This is a genomic window from Plectonema cf. radiosum LEGE 06105, assembly GCF_015207665.1.
In the GTDB taxonomy this organism is placed as follows: Bacteria; Cyanobacteriota; Cyanobacteriia; order Cyanobacteriales; family Nostocaceae; genus Rivularia; species Rivularia radiosa_A.
In genome coordinates this window covers 1-16857 of the sequence record NZ_JADEWL010000142.1, presented here as the reverse complement: position 1 = coordinate 16857, position 16857 = coordinate 1, and the positions used below count along the sequence as shown (strand labels likewise).

The following is a 16857-nucleotide window of genomic DNA, read 5'->3' as shown; positions in this document are numbered from 1 at the left end:
CCAATTCCCAATCCCCAATTCCCAATTTCCAATCCCCAATTCCCAATCCCCAATTACCAATCCCCAATTCCCAATTCCCAATCCCCAATTCCCAATTTCCAATCCCCAATCCCCAATCCCCAATTACCAATTACCAATTACCAATTCCCAATTACCTATTCCATTAGTATTTCATAAAACACCATTTTCACATAAATGAAATTATAATCAGAGATTGATAATCTAATTAAAATAACTATCGTGATTCCTGAAGATTTTCTCAAACATATAGCTTCCTCTCACAACGTCTCCGAGCGGGAATGGGACGTTTTATTTCCATCAATGGAAGGAAAATCAACAAAAGCGATCGCGAACCAATTAAATATCAGTGAGGTATTGGTACGCAAGCGATTGAGTGATATTTATAAGAAGTTTCATATTATCGGACGTGGACCAGTAAAATTAGCTAAGTTACAGCAGTTTCTTGTAAATCAATATCAAGCATCTGTTAATGGTAAAATTCCATCTCTATTGGTGAACCAATCTGGAGATAATTCCTCTCGAACTCAAGATTGGGGTGAAGCTCCGAATGTTACAGTTTTTTATGGTAGAGAAACTGAATTAGCAACTTTAAATCATTGGATTCTCGAAGATAAATGTCGTTTGGTTGCGGTGTTGGGTATGGGAGGTATCGGTAAAACTACCACTACGGTAAAATTGGCGAAACAAATTCACCATCAATTTGAGTATATCATTTGGCGATCGCTACACAATTATTCATCAATCCAACAGTTTTTAGCTGATACGATTAGATTTTTATCGAATCAACAGGAAACTGAATTACCCGAAGAGATTAATGACAAGATTTCGCTGCTGATCCAATATTTGCGTCAACATCGTTGTTTGCTTGTAGTTGATGATGTAGAAATTATCTTACGCAGTGGCGATCGATTTGGTAGATATGAACAAGGATATGAAGATTATGGTGTACTTTTAAGACGAGTGGGGGAAGCGGAACATCAAAGCTGTTTATTACTTTGTTCTCAAGAAAAACCCAGAGAAATTTCTTTATTAGAAAGTTCTCAAGGAGTAATTAAGTCACTACAATTGGAAGGTTTACAATTAGAAGATGCTGTACAAATGTTGCAAGAACAGGGTTTGACAGGAGAACAACATTGGAAAAGTTTAATTCATTGTGCCAAAGGGAATCCTTTTGCATTAAAAATAGTTAGTGGAACTATCAAAGATTTATTTTATGGCAATGTGGGAGAATTTACTAAATATAATACTTGGGTTTTTGGTGATTTTCGCACGATTCTTGATGAACAATGGAACCGTTTATCAAATTTAGAAAAACAAATGATGCAGTATTTTGCAAATGAAGCAAAAGCTGTATCTTTATCAAAATTAAAACAATATATTCCAGAAGTATCTACTTCTGAATTAATAGAAGCATTAACATCATTAAAAAGAAGAGCATTGATAGAAACTAGCCATGCAAATCAAGATAATTCGGAAACATTTTACTTTGTTGAATATCTGATTCAAAAATATATTATCAAATATAGAATTATTTCACAGGTTTAATAAATATGTACCCGTACAAAATTAATTTAATATTTTGTTTGGATAGGGAAAAGGGAACAGCTATATAAGTAGATAGGCACAAATAAATAAAGATTTGTAGTTACGCTGTCTTCGCTCTAGATATGAGCGCTGAACCGCAACTACGAGCCTTTACATAAATTTATTAAGTCAGCAGAAATAAACCCAATTATCGGATTTCCCCGTTCCCTCCGAAAACGTGATTTACTGTATCAATCCAGAATGTAAACAAAGAAAAAATGCCGATAATGTTACTATTTGTCAGAGCTGTGGAACAAGCTTGCTGATTAATAATCGTTATCAGTTAATTAAACCTTTACGTTCATTAAAATCCCAGAATTATACTGATGTATTTGAAGTATTTGATGGAGAAAAACGCAAAGTTCTCAAAGTTTTAAAAGTAAATAGTCCACAACTTCTCAAAATGTTTCAGCGAGAAGCTTTTACATTGCAATTGCTGAATCATCCAGGTATTCCGAAAATAGAACCCGACGATTATTTCACTTTTACCCCCAATAATACATCCCAAGAACTTCACTGTTTAGTCATGGAGAAAATTCCTGGGAATGATTTAGAGCAATGGTTGATAGAAAATGGAAAAATTTCATCATCATTAGCTCTACAATGGCTGAGACAACTGGTAGAAATATTAGATATTTTACATAAAAATCATTTTTTTCATCGAGATATTAAACCTTCAAATATTATCCTCAAACCCGATGGAAGATTAGTATTAATTGATTTTGGCTCTGTGAGAGACATGAGCAATACTTACCTAGTAAAAATTGGAGGAGGAGAAAATGCAACTACAACAATATCAGGTGGTTATACACCTCCAGAACAAATTGATGGTAAAGCTCTACCTCAATCAGATTTTTATGCTTTAGGACGCACTTTTGTTCATTTACTCACAGGTAAATCCCCGGTTGAACTACCGACTAATCCAAAAACTGGTAAACTAATTTGGCGAAATCAAGCATCAAAAATTCGAGGACGTTTCGCTGATTTTATTGATGATATGATGGCTCCATTACCAGTAGATAGACCTCAAAGTGCATCCCAGATTTTAGAATATTTAAATCCGAGAGGATTATTAATCAAAAGTATATTACGTTTGTTGAATTCGCCTCAGTCTAAAGGATTATTTATTATCATCACTGGTTGTTTTTTACTTTACTTTTCCACAAAACCATTAAGAGCAGCTTATGAAGATAATCGAGGTCGTCAAGCTTTGATGGATGGGGATTGGGATAGTGCGAGGAATCGTTTTGAAACTGCAACTAAACTGAATCCAAATCAAGCAAAATATCAAAATAACTTCGGATTAGTTTGTAAACAGCAAAAAGAATTTTTATGCGCTATTGATAGGTATAAGCAGGCACTTGAATTGAGTAAAAATGATGCTTATACTACAGCAACAATCCATTACAATTTAGCAACTCTTTATGAAGATATCAGAGAGTTTGATAATGCGTTGTTGGAATATCAAAAAACCATGAGTTATCAAGGAGATAAAGTTGATTTAGTTGTAGATGCTCGTAATAACTATGCTCGCTTGTTGATATGGCAAAAGCAAAATTATCAACTAGCTATTGAAGAAATATCAAAAGCTTTAGAACAAACTAAAGTTTCTAGTTCTAAATCTAGTTTATATAGCTTATATAAAAATCTAGGTTGGGCATATCTCCAATTAGGTAATTTTCAAAATGCCCAAAATCATCTAGAAAAAGCAATTTATTTTGATGAAAATCAAAGAGCAGCCGCTCATTGTCTATTAGGGAAAGTACTAGAAAAAGCTAATAGTAAAGACGCTTTATCAGCATGGCAAAAATGCCGTGATTATAATGCTGAACAATTACCAGAAGTAGAAACTTGGCAAATGGATGCTATTAGCTATTTAAACTCAAATAAATCACAAAAGAAATAAAACAGATGAAATATAGATTATTAAATAGATTATTAAATTACCTCGTTTTAAGTTTAACTTTCAGTTCGATAAATTTGGTAATAATCAATGTGAGAACAACAGCAGCTAATCAAATTGTTATTTCTCAAAAAAATCCCAAAAAATTATTACTAGCCAGCGAAAAAAAAATTATTTGCGACCCAGTTTGTCGTGAAGAAAGTCGTAGAGATGATTTTTATATTATTGAACCTGTAGGAAGTTTAGTTAATAATCAACCGAAATTTTCTTGGACTGCTGCAACAGGAGCGACAAGTTATATTGTCCGTTTACAAAGTTCAACAGGAACTGTATGGGAATTAGAAGTCAACAATACCGAAATTTCCTATCCTGAAAATCAACCACCTCTAGAACCAGGTAAAGCTTATAATTTGATTGTTAAAGCTATTGGTAAAGAACAAAAAGAAACTCAAACTAGATTTATTCTGCTGACAACACAACAAGCTGAGAAACTCAAAAGCCAAATTGATAATATCCGTAATCAAAATCTGACTCCTCAACAAACAGCTTTAAAAATAGCTGAACTTTATGAAGAAAATAACTTGATTACAGAGGCTAAAAATAGCTATCAGCAAGCACTTGAACTAGCAAAAAATCAAAATGATATAGATGAACAAGCTTGGATACAAGTAAAACTAGCCAGAATTAATCTGAATCTAGATAATTCAGATCAAGCCATTATTTTGCTGAGAACAGCATTCAGTAATTACGAAACATCAAATAATCAAAAACTTTCTAGTCAAGTTGCTCAATTCTTAGGGGAAATATACAACAATCTTGAGCAAAAAAAAGAAGCAATTCGTTGGTATCAGCAAGCAAAAGCTGGATATGAGAAATTGAAAACTCAAAAGCCTTCAGAATGGTTAGAATCAGACCAAAAACGTCTGGAATGGGTAGAAAAACAATTAAGGGATTTGAATTAGTGGTTTATGTAATTAATTTTACTGGGTTCATATTAGAGCTTGTCGGGGAATGTAATTCCCCGACTAATAGCTTAAGTCCTATTCATAGGACTTTTGCTATTAGACCGGGAATTCTATTCCCGGTCGGGTCACGATAAAAACGAATTATAAATAATGATAGACTACTAGTGGTCCTTTGCATTAGTATTGATTGGTTCTGTTTGTCTACCGACGTAATGTAGAGACGTTATATATAACGTCTCTACAAGATTTCTGGTAAAATCCGACTACTAGTAAGGTTATATTAATTAAGCCATCAGAATTAATGAAATAGACTACTAGTGGTCCGCCACATAAGTTATGAGGGGTAATCAATGTAATATTGTAGGTTGGGCTGTTCGCGCAAGCGTTGCGAAGCAAAACGTAGTTCAGCCCAACACCCGCGTTGGGTTGCGCTATGTCCTGTCGGACAGGCTTCGCCAACGCTTAACCCAACCTACGAAGAGGTATTTTAACTCCTCAAAATTAATGTGGCGGAGTACTAGTGGTCCACCACATAAGTTATGAGGGGTAATCAATGTAATATTGTAGGTTGGGCTGAACGTAGTTCAGCCCAACACCCGCGTTGGGTTGCGCTATGTCCTGTCGGACAGGCTTCGCCAACGCTTAACCCAACCTACGAAGAGGTATTTTAACTCCTCAAAATTAATGTGGTGGAGTACTAGCGGGAAAGGAGGTTGGTTAGAATGGAGAAGTCGGGTTTCTCCAAGAAACCCGACTTCTGAGTCTAGGAAACCCGACTTCTGGTGTTAGAGCCAATTACCAACTAAAATAAAAGATGCCCAATAATAGGGATGCTTATAATTAGAAGAGTTATCCAAAAAATGGATTTGCACTTTTCTGAGAGCTTCAGCTTTACTCATATTTGGTTTACTTAACTCTTGATAAAATAACTTCATCAAATCAGCAGTAGAAGCATCATTAACCTGCCATAGACTTGCGATTGTACTACGCGCTTCTGCTTTTAAGGCAACTCCAGCTATACCCAATGCAGCACGTCTATCTCCCTGTGCTGTTTCACAAGCACTCAAAACTAGTAATTCAATCGGTTGAGAACTTGTTTTTCCTCGAATGCGGAGTATTTGATCTAATTCGTCGAGCTTAATTTTTTTATCCCAAGCATAAATATAGGTTTGTTCACGGTTAGAAGCAAAATTACCATGAGTCGCTAAATGAACTATCTTGAAATTACTTTTAATGATTGTGTTCATTAAAGCTTCACTTGTAAATTGCTCATTTTTAAGTAATTTATGAGAAACTACTTTTTCTATCCCTTTTAATTCATCTTCCACATAAGGAAGTTGAGGTAATTGTTTAGGAAAACTTTCGGCTTTTTTGCTGATTCCTGCAAGTAATGCATTTCTTTTTCCAAACTTTGAACTTCCTTGACTTGGTAATTGAGAAACTAAATTTACAGCAATACTATATTTTCTAACTAAATACTGCTTTCCATCATGAAGCATCGCAAAAGGAATACTTTCTAAAGTACTATCTACAATAAAAACTAATGTTCCATTCCCAGGTAAATCAGCTTCAACAGGTCGAATTAACCAATTATATAGTTTTTGACTATAAGGTAAAATGTATTGCTGTTCATTATATTTTTTCTCAGAACGTAAATTTTGTAGATTGAACAAAATCTCATTCAAATCTCCTTGAGAAATCTTAGTAGTATAACGTCGTAATTTTTTTGTTCCAGGTATTTGAACAATCACTTCAATCCTGTCTTCTAAAAGAATAGGATGAATAATTGCTGCTGGTGGTTTCTCAAATTGATCAATTTTAATAGTCTTTGAACTATCTAACCGACATCGTAATAAATTTTCTAATTCCGCTAATTGTAGAGATTCACTGACTTGAATTGCTCTAAATAAATTATCTTGACTACTCCTACCCCCGTCTAAAATTACAATTCTCTCTTTACCTCTTCCCTCAGCGTACTCTGCGTCTCTGCGGTTTTTTTCTCCATAATCTTCTACCGAGAAGAGACTATCTTGACTTGCCTCTTCCTTAACTTGAGTTTGTAATAGCAATCCTAATAATCTACGATAAACAGGTTCAATATTCTCCAAAAAAGAAAATTGGACATCAGAATTAACTGCCAACAAATTATAACGAACCGATTCTAAAGTATTTATTGCCCCATTATAAGCCGTAATTGCATCATCTCTTTTACCTTGATTATCTAATAAACGTCCTAATTGTGATTGCCATTGATAAGCAATAAATGGTTCCTTACTCGGTTGAGCAAGATAAAGCGCTTCTTCTGTAAATTTTTGCGCTTTTCTAAAACAATCATCTGCTATTTTACACAAATTATCCTTGATATTTTTCAGATGATTTGAATTTTGCTCTAACCACCAACCACGATATTCATAAAAACCACCAAGATTACCAACAGCATAGGATTTAACCCGATTATCTCCCGTACTTTCAGCTTCTTCTTGTGCTATTTGTAATTCTTGAAAAACTTTCACCCAATCAACTTGATTACCCATCAATTGCGTTAAACAAATCCTACTTTTAGCTAAATTAATTTGAGCATAAACCTGAGCTTGATGAGGTAAACTTGAGATATTGATTTCAGATAATAATCTTCCTGCTTCAGACAATAAACTTGTTGTATCATTCTTTTGCGAAAATTTAAATTTACTTCTAATCAACCAAATATTCAGAAGATTAATTTTCGCTTTCATTGCGATAGATGTTCTCGGAAAATTTTCAATAATTCGCTGATATTGTAACTCAGCATTTTGATATTCTCTAAAAGCTTCAATCGGAAGAATATAATCACTAATCGAGCAATACCAAGGCTGATAATTGGATTGTGTAGAATACTTTACTAAATTGCGATCGCGCTCTAAATGTCCCAAAGCAGTCAACGTATTTCCTAAACTCAAAAGCGTTGCAGCTTGATTTGTAGAAGAATCAAACTTAGCAATTATTTCCAATATAAAACGCGACTCATCCAACTTTCCAATACCCCGTAAAACATCACCTAAATTGCGCCAACCAATTAACAAAAGTAAATCATATTGCTCCTCTAAAACATCTCCTTTCTCAGCGTACTCAGCGTCTCTGCGGTTTTTTAATTCATAATCTTCTCTTATCAAACGACTAACCCGCATTTGCAGACTCTGTAATTCTAACTCCAACCGTTCCTTCCTTAAACCCTCACAACTTGGCTCCGAAACTTCCAAACTTTGTAATAAAATTCCACAAGCACGAGGATAAAACCCTAACTTCTGTAAAGCATCAGCTTGATAAATTTGACTACGAATAACTCCAACTTTATCCCCTAACTGAACATAAATTTCCTTCGCTATTTCCCAATTATCCAAAGCATCCTTTGCTTTTCCCAACTCCAAATGTAAACGCCCTAAATTAGTTAAACTAATAGCTTGATTAAACTTATCCCCTTTTTCCCCGAAAATCTTTGCTGCTTTTTGAAAATACTCTATCGCTTGAGATAATTGCTGTTGACGATATAATTCTTCCCCTTCCTTGACAAGAGAGTGAGGATTATTTAACTCAGAGGCTGGGATTTGAGAAAAAACCGGAGAAATTTCCACAATTAACAAGATACCAACTATCAATATGATGATAATTTTGTTTCTTAATAAGCTTTGAAATACATTAACCCAACCACGAATTACGGATTGTATTGTAATGTAAAATAAATGCCGTTTTCTTGCCATGTTCTCTTCCTAGAATTTACTGATACCAAAGGAATTCCCCAATCAAGACGAGCGCGAAAATTATTTCCCTGGAGTAACTGCAAACCCAAACCAACCGAAGAAAGAGTTTGATTATCCGGATTACTTCTACCGCTACTATTCCAACTAGTACCGTAATCAACAAAAGGAATTAACTGTAACACTCCATTCTGAGCAATACCCCGGACAATTGGTAACTGAACTTCCGCAGACGCAAAAATACCGTTGTCTGTTAATAATTGGTCTTGACGATAACCTCTAACACTACCCAAACCACCCAGAGCAAACTGTTCCGATGACACCAAAGTTTGGTCTGATAATTGAGCATAACCACGAATCAAAAATAGACTGTTTGGTGCTAATTGACGGACATACTGAGCTTGTCCTTGCCACGAAAAAAACCTACTATCAGGAATTGATTCCATTCCCGGAATATTATTTTGATTGATAGTCGAGTTAAAAGCATTGATTCCCAAATTGAATTGAGAACGTAATCCAATTACTGTTTGAGAATTTTGTTGGATAAATTCTTGAGAAAACCGTAAAGCAGCAATACGAGTATGACCATTATCATCTGCTCCCGGTGAAAGAGGGAACGGAGTATCTAAAAGAAAAGATTGACTAGAACGTAAAGAAGCTGCTAACGATAAAGAAAATTCCTGAAAATTATTATTATTAACCGTTCTAATAATCGGTTGACGCAAACTAACTTCATAGGAACGCGATTCCGATTCAATATCGGAACCGTTCCCATCCCCATCTAAGTCATTGAACGGAGGTTCAATCACATCGTTATTACTCTGATTATAGAAAAAATTCAGACTACCATTCTTGGGATTAATCGGTAATTTGTAGTTAATATTTACCTGATTACTACCATCGCTATTACTGTAACCCAAATTGAGATTATCACCCAATCCCAGCAAATTATTTTGTCCTAGAGAGATTTCCCGCGCAAAACTACCTACACTAGGAGAACGAGCATTATTCAAACTCAGTTGAGACTTAAATCGCTGCGTTGAACTATATTTAACCGTCAAAATACTATTACCCTGCTCAGTTCCAGGAGTGATAGTAGCAGATATCTTTTCAATTAAAGGGTCAAGTTGCAATAATTGTAACCCTGACAACAAACGGTCAACATTCAAAGGTTCCGAAAGCTTCACACCCAAACGTGAACCCAAATACTTTTCTAATCGCCCTTTTCTTTGAGAATTGAATAAACTAATATTAATCTGAGTTAACTTACCTTCAATTACCCGAATTTCAACCTTTCCTTTGCCGTCTTCTTGAGTTTTCTTCGGAATATAAACAATAGCTCCAGAAGTTTTGTAACCCTTTTTATGATATAAGGTAGTAACATCAGCAGCAATTTGCAGTAATTCCGAAAAAGCAATAGACTGATCAATCTGCCAACGAGAGATAAATTTTTCTCTTAATTCTTCCTGGCTAAAAACTGTATTACCAATAAATTCTAAATCAGTGACAGTAATTCGACCATCAACACCCTCATTCCCTTCTGTTGGTGTAGAAGTAGTTGAAGGAACTTCTAGTGGTTTTTCTGGTGAATCGGGAAACGAAGGAACAGTAAAAGAAGGATTTGGAGGGGGTTGGATATCCTGCGGTGGTAGAGTAAGATTTATTCCATCACCGCTAGAAACTTCGGCTAAGTTAACAAACGATGCATATGAAAGTTTATCTGTCAAACAAATGAAAAGGGAACAGGGAATAGGGAATAGGGAACAGAAGATTTGGGATGGGAATTTAAACCTCAATCTCCGTAGGGAGAGATGAGGCTTTAAACCCTGGAGCGAAGGAACTGTTACAAAATAACTGTTGTCCGTTAAGAGTTTCCCGTTCCCGACGAAAGATAAAATAGATAAAACAAATTTGGACAGAACAACGTGAAAATAAAATCGAGAATAATACTTAGGTAACATGAGGTGCAGATACATGAATGTGAACTTGCATTGCACACCCTGATTTTACTCATTATTTATTAACGTAGAAATTTCCGACTCTTCTTGTCCTGTTAAAAATAATCTTGATCTGAAAAAATTACAAGCAGATTTCACACATTAATTACTGATTTTTAATCAGGGAGTAGGGAGCGCACTTGAAGAAGTCGGGTTTTTTATAAAAAACCCGACTTCTCGAACTAATCTAAGGTGAGTACCCCGGAACGGGAAGTAAACTAGGAGGATAATCACAGAAGTCGGGTTTTTACGATTTTCTATCTGTAACACCCGTTTTCACACTAATAACTCAAGTTGCTACCACCAGCGATCGCCAAGTAATTAAGGGTCATAAAAGTAATAAAATCCCGTCCATAAAGAAAATTCGGTTAATTGGGGTATTTGGGGTATTTGGGCTGTAACTGCGCTAGTTTTGCGATATGACGAAATATCGCGGATATCAGACCAAGTGCGTAGGCGTAGCCCGTCGTAGACATCGCTATTTCCCTTATAATTAGAATTGAACAGTAATCGCAGCAAACATACAGTCAAATTTATGATTTCGCAAGAAGAAATTACGGTCGAAGTCTCGTCTGAGGTTGCACAAGCATACCGTAATGCCACAGAACAAGAACGAAAAGAATTGCAACTCAAAATTGCAGCTATTATACAGTCTGAATTTCAAACAAAAAGACAATCAAACATCGCAAATCTCAGAAACACAATGGATATAGCAAGTCGAGAAGCACAAAGTAAAGGGTTAACACCTGAAATCCTGGAATTGGTTTTACGTGATGACTAATCAGCGACGATTTGTTTTTGATACGAATGTGATAATTAGTGCATTTTTATTTAGTCAAAGCAAGCCTCGTCAAGCATTGGATATAGCTCAGGATATTGGTATTCTCATATTATCTAATTCTGTCTTCGCAGAGCTAGAAGAAGTTTTATCTCGTCAAAAATTTGAGAAGTATCTGACATTGGAAAGACGGCAGGAATTTCTAGAAAATTTCACAAAGACAGTTGATTTTATTGATGTGGAACAGCAAATTGACAAATGTCGAGACCCAAAAGATGATAAATATTTAGAATTGGCAGTCAGTGGAAAAGCTGAGTGTATTATCACTGGAGATAATGATTTGCTGGTATTAAATCGATTTCGAGGCATTGAAATTATTTCTGTTCAAGAATTTTTGGCGAGAAACTAAGCACTAAAATTTATTTTTTCTTGCTTAATCCCAATTGTTATTGAGGTTATATAGCAATCCTAAATGATTTGTAAGAAATTTATATATAATCTGGCGCTTTATTACCGCTACTACACCTTACTTAGTCCACCTGCGTGGACTTAACTAAATAACCCGCCTTACTGCGGGTGCCGGTTTAAGCGATCGCAATTATGCGGGTATTGAGTACGATACGTTGAGGAATCGCAGCACAGGTTAGTTGAAAGTTAAGCCAAAAGCTTGTTTGGCTTTAGCTAGGGTAAATTCGCTGTAGGACATAGAGCTATCACTCGGTTTTGGGGATTTATAATTGAATACAGTATTATGTTATCTGGAAATCCCTGCACAGGTTAATACTTGTTGCACCTGAGTAGAAGATTTATCTGCAATGCAACTAATTGAATGTTTCCTTGTGCATTACGATACCAACCTGTGGCTTGGACGAGGGTGTTTGGTGGTGGTGGTTTGTGCATAAGCATAGCCACTGGTAGAACTCACATTAACCTACCCATCCTACTCCCTGCTCCCTATTCCCTTTCATCATCAAAACCTAACTCCTCAGTACTTATTCATTAAAAGCGCTTCTTAATTGATTGAGAATATTGCGAATTTCCATAAATTCTGGATTCGCAGCCAATTTTTTGAGAGTTTTGGCATTACTTTTCATAATTATTTTATTGTAAGCATTGACAGCAGTATTTAATTTATTAATATCGACGTTTTGTTGACTATTTTGTGCTATGTAACTCGTTGTTAAACTTTTGTTGCTAGCTACAGGAATACCTTGTGTAGATGCTGAATCAAATCCAGCAAATAGCCCTACTACAGACTCAATAAGTTGCACAGCATCACCTTTACTGATTCCGATTCCAGTTAAAGACTTTTCAACGCGATCGCGATTTTGAATTGGATTACTTCCACGTAATAAATTAATAATAGAGTTTATCTGAGCCTCATCACCCCCGGTAGGACTAAAATTGCTGATTATCTTAGTAATTTCTTGATTGAGTCGTTCCTGAGATTCTAAGGAAATACTAAGTTGACCGTTGTTCAATTGAATCGAATTTTCAATACCAGGTGCTAATTGTGGTGTTGTTTGACTATCAGGGTTGAAACTCCCACCAGCAGAACCAGATGAATCTTCCGGGCTTCCCTGAGCATTTAGAGGACCAGCATTAGCTTTGATAGCTGTAGCGTTAATAGAAGAAGCTATGATAATTAATACCAAACTCAAGTTGAAAGATAATTTTTGTTTCATGACTGTCCTATTTGTATTTAAAAAGATGTTGTAGGGGTTAGGGAGTAGGGAGTAGGGAGTAGGGAGTAGGGAGTAGGGAAAAGGGAAAAGGGAATAGGGAATAGGGAAAAGGGAACAGGGAATAGTTAGATGTATGCTTTCATTTCAATTCAAGTCCGGATGATTAGTGAGTTCGACGATAATCACAGAAGTCGGGTTTTTACGATTTTTTATCCGTAATACCAGAAAAGAGTCATAAAAACCCGACTTCTTACCCCACGAAAAATTCCACAACCAATCATGAAAATACTTCTTACCTGTTCCCCATAAGTAACTAAAATCTAATTGCATAACCTGCACTTAAGCTGATACCAAGTCCGTCACCAAAATTGTTGGTGACATCGGTAAATATAGCGTTAATGACTATGGGAGTTTGTTTGAAGGGAGCAAAAGAACCACCTATATTTAAGCGATTTCCTGTCCAACTACTTACCCAAGCGACTTCTGGAGCGGTTCTGATACCGATACTACCGAAAATATTGGCAGGATTATCACCGGCTTCAATCGCACCTTTAGAACGAAAACTACCGCTACCAACTCCCAAGGAAATGGTTAAAGGCATTTTATTGTCTGGATCATTCGGTTGCAAATTAAATGACTTGGTAGCTACTCCGTAGATTGTGTCTTTTGCTTTATTGGAATCTCCCCAGGTTATGGGATTTGAGAAACCAACAGCAACAGCAGCACCATTCCCGAGGTATTTATGTACTTTAAATCCCAAAGAGCCGCTGTCTCCAAAATCAAAGTTACTGTTACCACCACCGACACTGGTAATATTCGCATTGACTTCCACACCAACACTTTTAACTGTGTCTCCCAACCCAAAACCAACTGACAAAGAACCGTCAGTACGTCCTTTATCCAAAGGGAAAAACAATCCACCACCGACGTAAGCTTGTCCCCAACTTGCTCCATAAGCCGAAGGTGTACCTGCTGTAGAACCGGGTGCTGCACCACCATCCGTAATTGTCTCTACAGTAATTGGGTCAATTAAAAGCTCTTGACGTATTTTATTTGCTTCTCCCAAAGTATCACCTATAACTTCAGAAGAATCTGTTTGAGCAATTTTTGAGCTTTTGGTAATATTTTGGCAGCAAAAATCTGGAGATTCTGCAAGTTTTTCTTGCTTTGCTTCAACTTCTCCCACCAATAATTCGGAAGATAAATCAACAGGTTTTAACAGTTGTTCTTTTTCCCGTTCAGTGATTTTACGAACAGCTAGTTTTAAGTCAGGGTTAACAGATGATACTGTGTACTTTGAATTATCAGTAGTTAAGTTAATTTCAGATAAATAATTTTCTTGATTTGTTGTAGCTAATGCAGGTTTTTCCCAGAAGTTGATAGTCGCAAATAAGATTGCTGGTAAGTTTATTCCCAAGCACAAATATAAGAATGGACTAGTAGTATGATTAAATGTTTTTTTTGTATGCATTATCAAGGTCACAATATTTAAATGTTTACACTCAAAATACAAGCTCAATTAAAATATTTATTAAAATTTTCTTGTATGTAATTTCCCATAAATTAACTGTCTTACCCTGATTTTTTCAAATTATACGCTTTGATCTGTTGTAAACTTTATTTTGATAGCGTTAAGTCGTTACAAAAAGCTTAGTTAATCTAAACGTGAATTCGAGGAATAACTTCATAAGTCGGGTTTTGATGATGATTGTCTGTTACAACCCAGACTTATCTTAAAAACCCGACTTCTAACTCTAGGAATAATCGAGATTTTACAGTTTCCTGACTATTTAAACCGAATCGAAGCAATGAACATCGAACTCACGTTAATCTAAAGAATAGATTAGCCGCTTCATTGTCTTTTTTAAACCTTTATTTATCAACTGTCTTCAGTATTCTTACTTAAGAATGAATGCCGCTCAAATTACTTTCAAGGATAATAAATAACAATCCATTTTGTTCCAAGCACCAAATAATCGAAATCTGATTAAGTAAGCGATTACAAATTATCTTTAGAAGCCAATTTCAAGTAATTACGCTACATATTTTGGATTGATTTTAATTTATTTTTGATTTTTAAAATTTGAGTTTTTTTGATATAATCCGACTGGAAAAAAGCAAGTTGAGTTTGGATGTTTTCGGAAATTGACAACGCCGACAAACAGCAACATTTGCTACAAAAGAAAAATTATCAAATATAAAATATTAGACAACTTTACAAAAATATTTATGAGCATAATAAAGACTATAAGTGAACTATAAAATTGTCCTCGGAGACGACTAATGGTAGCGGTCAAAGAGAACCCTCAAAAACGCCTTACTATACAAACTGTAGAAATTGCTCCTAACACAACCGCGATTCGCAGTCTCGATTGGGACCGCGATCGCTTTGATATTGAGTTTGGATTGCAAAACGGTACAACTTACAATTCCTATCTAATTCAAGGTGAGCGTACAGTTTTAATTGATACGTCTCACTCCAAGTTCCGCGAACAATATTTAGAGACTCTCAAAAGCCTGGTTAATCCCAAAGCGATTGATTATGTAATTGTTAGCCACACTGAACCAGATCATAGCGGTTTAGTGGAAGATGTTTTACAAATCGCTCCGAGAGCGACTGTATTAGCGTCGAAAGTAGCATTACAGTTTCTAGAGAACTTGGTACACGATCCATTTTCCAAGCGAATTGTCAAGACTGGTGACACCGTAGATTTAGGTAACGGACACGTAATCGAATTTGTCAGCGCACCTAATTTACACTGGCCAGATACCATTTTCAGTTTCGACAAGAAAACCCAAACCCTCTTTACTTGTGACGCTTTTGGTATGCATTTTTGCTCCGATGATACCTTTGATGTCAACTTAGAGGCGATTGAACCTGACTTCAAATTTTACTACGATTGTTTGATGGGACCGAATGCTCGCTCTTTATTGAATGCAATGAAGAGAATGGGTGACTTAGGCAAAATAAAAATTATTGCCAACGGTCACGGTCCATTGCTTTATCACAACCTAGATACACTCACCGAGTGCTATCAAAGCTGGAGCCAAAAACAAGCCAAAACAGAAACAATCATTGGTTTGTACTACGTTTCCGAATATGGATATAGCGATCGCTTAGCGCAATCAATTGGTCACGGTATCCAAAAAACCGGGGTTGGAGTAGAGATGTTGGATTTAACCACCACCGACCTCCAAGAAATCCAAGAATTAGCAAACAGATCAGCAGGAATCATCATCGGGATGCCTCCTTCTGCTAACGTTGCGGCTCAAGCTGCTATCAGTTCTCTGTTAGCAGTAGTAAAAAATAAGCAAGTCATTGGACTGTACGAGTCTTACGGTGGAGATGACGAACCCATCGACACCTTGCGGAGAAAATTCCTCGAACATGGTGTCAGAGAAGGTTTCCCAGCAATTCGCATCAAAGAAGTCCCGACCAAAGAGACATTTAATACCTGCGATGAAGCTGGAAACCAAATGGGACAGTTGTTAGTACGCGAACGCAATATCAAACATCTTAAATCCATCGATGCCGATTTAGAAAAGGCATTAGGTCGGATTAGCAACGGACTTTATGTCGTCACCACTAAAAAAGGTGATGTCAAAGGTGCCATGGTTGCTTCCTGGATTGCTCAAGCAAGTCTACAACCTTTAGGATTTACCGTCGCTGTTGGTAAAACCCGAGGAATTGAGTCTTCATTGCAAATAGGTGATAAGTTTGTGCTGAACGTTCTTGAAGAAGGAAACTATCAAGAACTCAAAAAGCATTTCCTTAAGCGCTTACTTCCCGGTGTTGACCGATTTGAAGGAGTCAAAACTCACACAGCCAAAAACGGTAGCCCTATTCTTGCAGACGCATTAGCATATATGGAGTGCGAAGTCAAGACCAGCATGGAATGTAGTGACCACTGGTTATTGTACTGTACTGTATCCGACGGTCGTATTTCCGACCCAGATGGAGTAACAGCAGTTCGTCACCGTAAGGTAGGAACTTATTACTAGTTAGGAGTTAGGAGTTAGGAGTTAGGAGTTAGGAGTTGGGAGTTAGGAGTTGGGAGTTAGGAGTTGGGAGTTAAGAGTTAGGAGTTTTGAGTTAGGAGTTTTGAGTTACGAGTTATAAAAAAAGCTTGTAGTGGGAGCATCTTGCTCCCTGGCGACTAACAATTTTTTCTACCCCCTCTACCCCCCATCCC

General features: G+C 36.4%; 11 protein-coding genes. 6 read left to right on the top strand and 5 right to left on the bottom strand.

The genetic code is table 11. The features are described from left to right. Window positions 1–240: 240 nt before the first annotated feature. From IQ247_RS26565 to IQ247_RS26555, 3 genes are all read left to right on the top strand, one after another. Complete coding sequence (locus IQ247_RS26565; RefSeq protein WP_193924569.1) at window positions 241–1566, top strand: NB-ARC domain-containing protein; 1326 nt, start codon at window positions 241–243, stop codon at window positions 1564–1566. A gap of 217 nt (window positions 1567–1783) precedes the next feature. Then, window positions 1784–3511 carry a protein kinase domain-containing protein gene (locus IQ247_RS26560; RefSeq protein WP_193924568.1) on the top strand — a complete coding sequence of 576 codons (1728 nt, stop codon included), beginning with the start codon at window positions 1784–1786 and terminating at the stop codon, window positions 3509–3511. An 89-nt stretch (window positions 3512–3600) separates the two neighbouring features. Then, window positions 3601–4470 carry a tetratricopeptide repeat protein gene (locus IQ247_RS26555; protein ID WP_193924567.1) on the top strand — a complete coding sequence of 290 codons (870 nt, stop codon included), beginning with the start codon at window positions 3601–3603 and terminating at the stop codon, window positions 4468–4470. Window positions 4471–5258: 788 nt separating this feature from the next. Here IQ247_RS26555 and IQ247_RS26550 read toward each other — a convergent pair. Both IQ247_RS26550 and IQ247_RS26545 read right to left on the bottom strand, forming a co-directional pair. Continuing rightward, window positions 5259–8207, bottom strand: coding sequence for a CHAT domain-containing protein (locus tag IQ247_RS26550; RefSeq protein ID WP_193924565.1), 2949 nt, complete (start codon window positions 8205–8207; stop codon window positions 5259–5261). Continuing rightward, on the bottom strand, window positions 8162–9931 hold the full coding sequence (locus tag IQ247_RS26545; protein ID WP_193924563.1) for a ShlB/FhaC/HecB family hemolysin secretion/activation protein: 1770 nt from the start codon (window positions 9929–9931) through the stop codon (window positions 8162–8164). The genes IQ247_RS26550 and IQ247_RS26545 overlap by 46 nt, the downstream gene beginning before the upstream one ends. 805 nt (window positions 9932–10736) lie before the next feature. Here IQ247_RS26545 and IQ247_RS26540 point away from each other — a divergent pair. Continuing rightward, window positions 10737–10982 (top strand): hypothetical protein, encoded by a 246-nt coding sequence (locus tag IQ247_RS26540; protein WP_193924562.1) that lies wholly within the window; start codon window positions 10737–10739, stop codon window positions 10980–10982. Beyond that, entirely contained in the window at window positions 10975–11388 is a 414-nt protein-coding gene (locus IQ247_RS26535; protein ID WP_193924561.1) for a putative toxin-antitoxin system toxin component, PIN family, read from the top strand. The genes IQ247_RS26540 and IQ247_RS26535 overlap by 8 nt, the downstream gene beginning before the upstream one ends. A gap of 368 nt (window positions 11389–11756) precedes the next feature. Here IQ247_RS26535 and IQ247_RS33255 read toward each other — a convergent pair whose 3' ends face one another. The 3 genes from IQ247_RS33255 to IQ247_RS26525 all read right to left on the bottom strand — a co-directional run bounded on the left by IQ247_RS33255 (window position 11757) and on the right by IQ247_RS26525 (window position 14135). Then, window positions 11757–11885 carry a hypothetical protein gene (locus tag IQ247_RS33255; RefSeq protein WP_265579710.1) on the bottom strand — a complete coding sequence of 43 codons (129 nt, stop codon included), beginning with the start codon at window positions 11883–11885 and terminating at the stop codon, window positions 11757–11759. Window positions 11886–11971: 86 nt separating this feature from the next. Continuing rightward, window positions 11972–12664: a hypothetical protein gene (locus IQ247_RS26530; RefSeq protein WP_193924559.1), complete on the bottom strand. Its 693-nt coding sequence runs from the start codon at window positions 12662–12664 to the stop codon at window positions 11972–11974. A 313-nt stretch (window positions 12665–12977) separates the two neighbouring features. Beyond that, window positions 12978–14135 carry a hypothetical protein gene (locus IQ247_RS26525; RefSeq protein ID WP_193924557.1) on the bottom strand — a complete coding sequence of 386 codons (1158 nt, stop codon included), beginning with the start codon at window positions 14133–14135 and terminating at the stop codon, window positions 12978–12980. Between the two features lie 812 nt (window positions 14136–14947). Between IQ247_RS26525 and IQ247_RS26520 the strand changes: the two genes are divergently transcribed. Next, a complete protein-coding gene (locus IQ247_RS26520; RefSeq protein ID WP_193924555.1) occupies window positions 14948–16666 on the top strand; it encodes a diflavin flavoprotein in 1719 nt (572 codons plus the stop codon). Window positions 16667–16857 lie beyond the last annotated feature (191 nt).

What these genes read in the sequence shown, in the direction of transcription:
- IQ247_RS26550 (WP_193924565.1), bottom strand. Translation starts at nt 8,207, where the DNA reads ATGGCAAGAAAACGGCATTTATTTTACATTACAATACAATCCGTAATT.
- IQ247_RS26540 (WP_193924562.1), top strand. Translation starts at nt 10,737, where the DNA reads ATGATTTCGCAAGAAGAAATTACGGTCGAAGTCTCGTCTGAGGTTGCA.
- IQ247_RS26535 (WP_193924561.1), top strand. Translation starts at nt 10,975, where the DNA reads ATGACTAATCAGCGACGATTTGTTTTTGATACGAATGTGATAATTAGT.
- IQ247_RS33255 (WP_265579710.1), bottom strand. Translation starts at nt 11,885, where the DNA reads ATGCTTATGCACAAACCACCACCACCAAACACCCTCGTCCAAGCCACA.
- IQ247_RS26530 (WP_193924559.1), bottom strand. Translation starts at nt 12,664, where the DNA reads ATGAAACAAAAATTATCTTTCAACTTGAGTTTGGTATTAATTATCATA.
- IQ247_RS26525 (WP_193924557.1), bottom strand. Translation starts at nt 14,135, where the DNA reads ATGCATACAAAAAAAACATTTAATCATACTACTAGTCCATTCTTATAT.
- IQ247_RS26520 (WP_193924555.1), top strand. Translation starts at nt 14,948, where the DNA reads ATGGTAGCGGTCAAAGAGAACCCTCAAAAACGCCTTACTATACAAACT.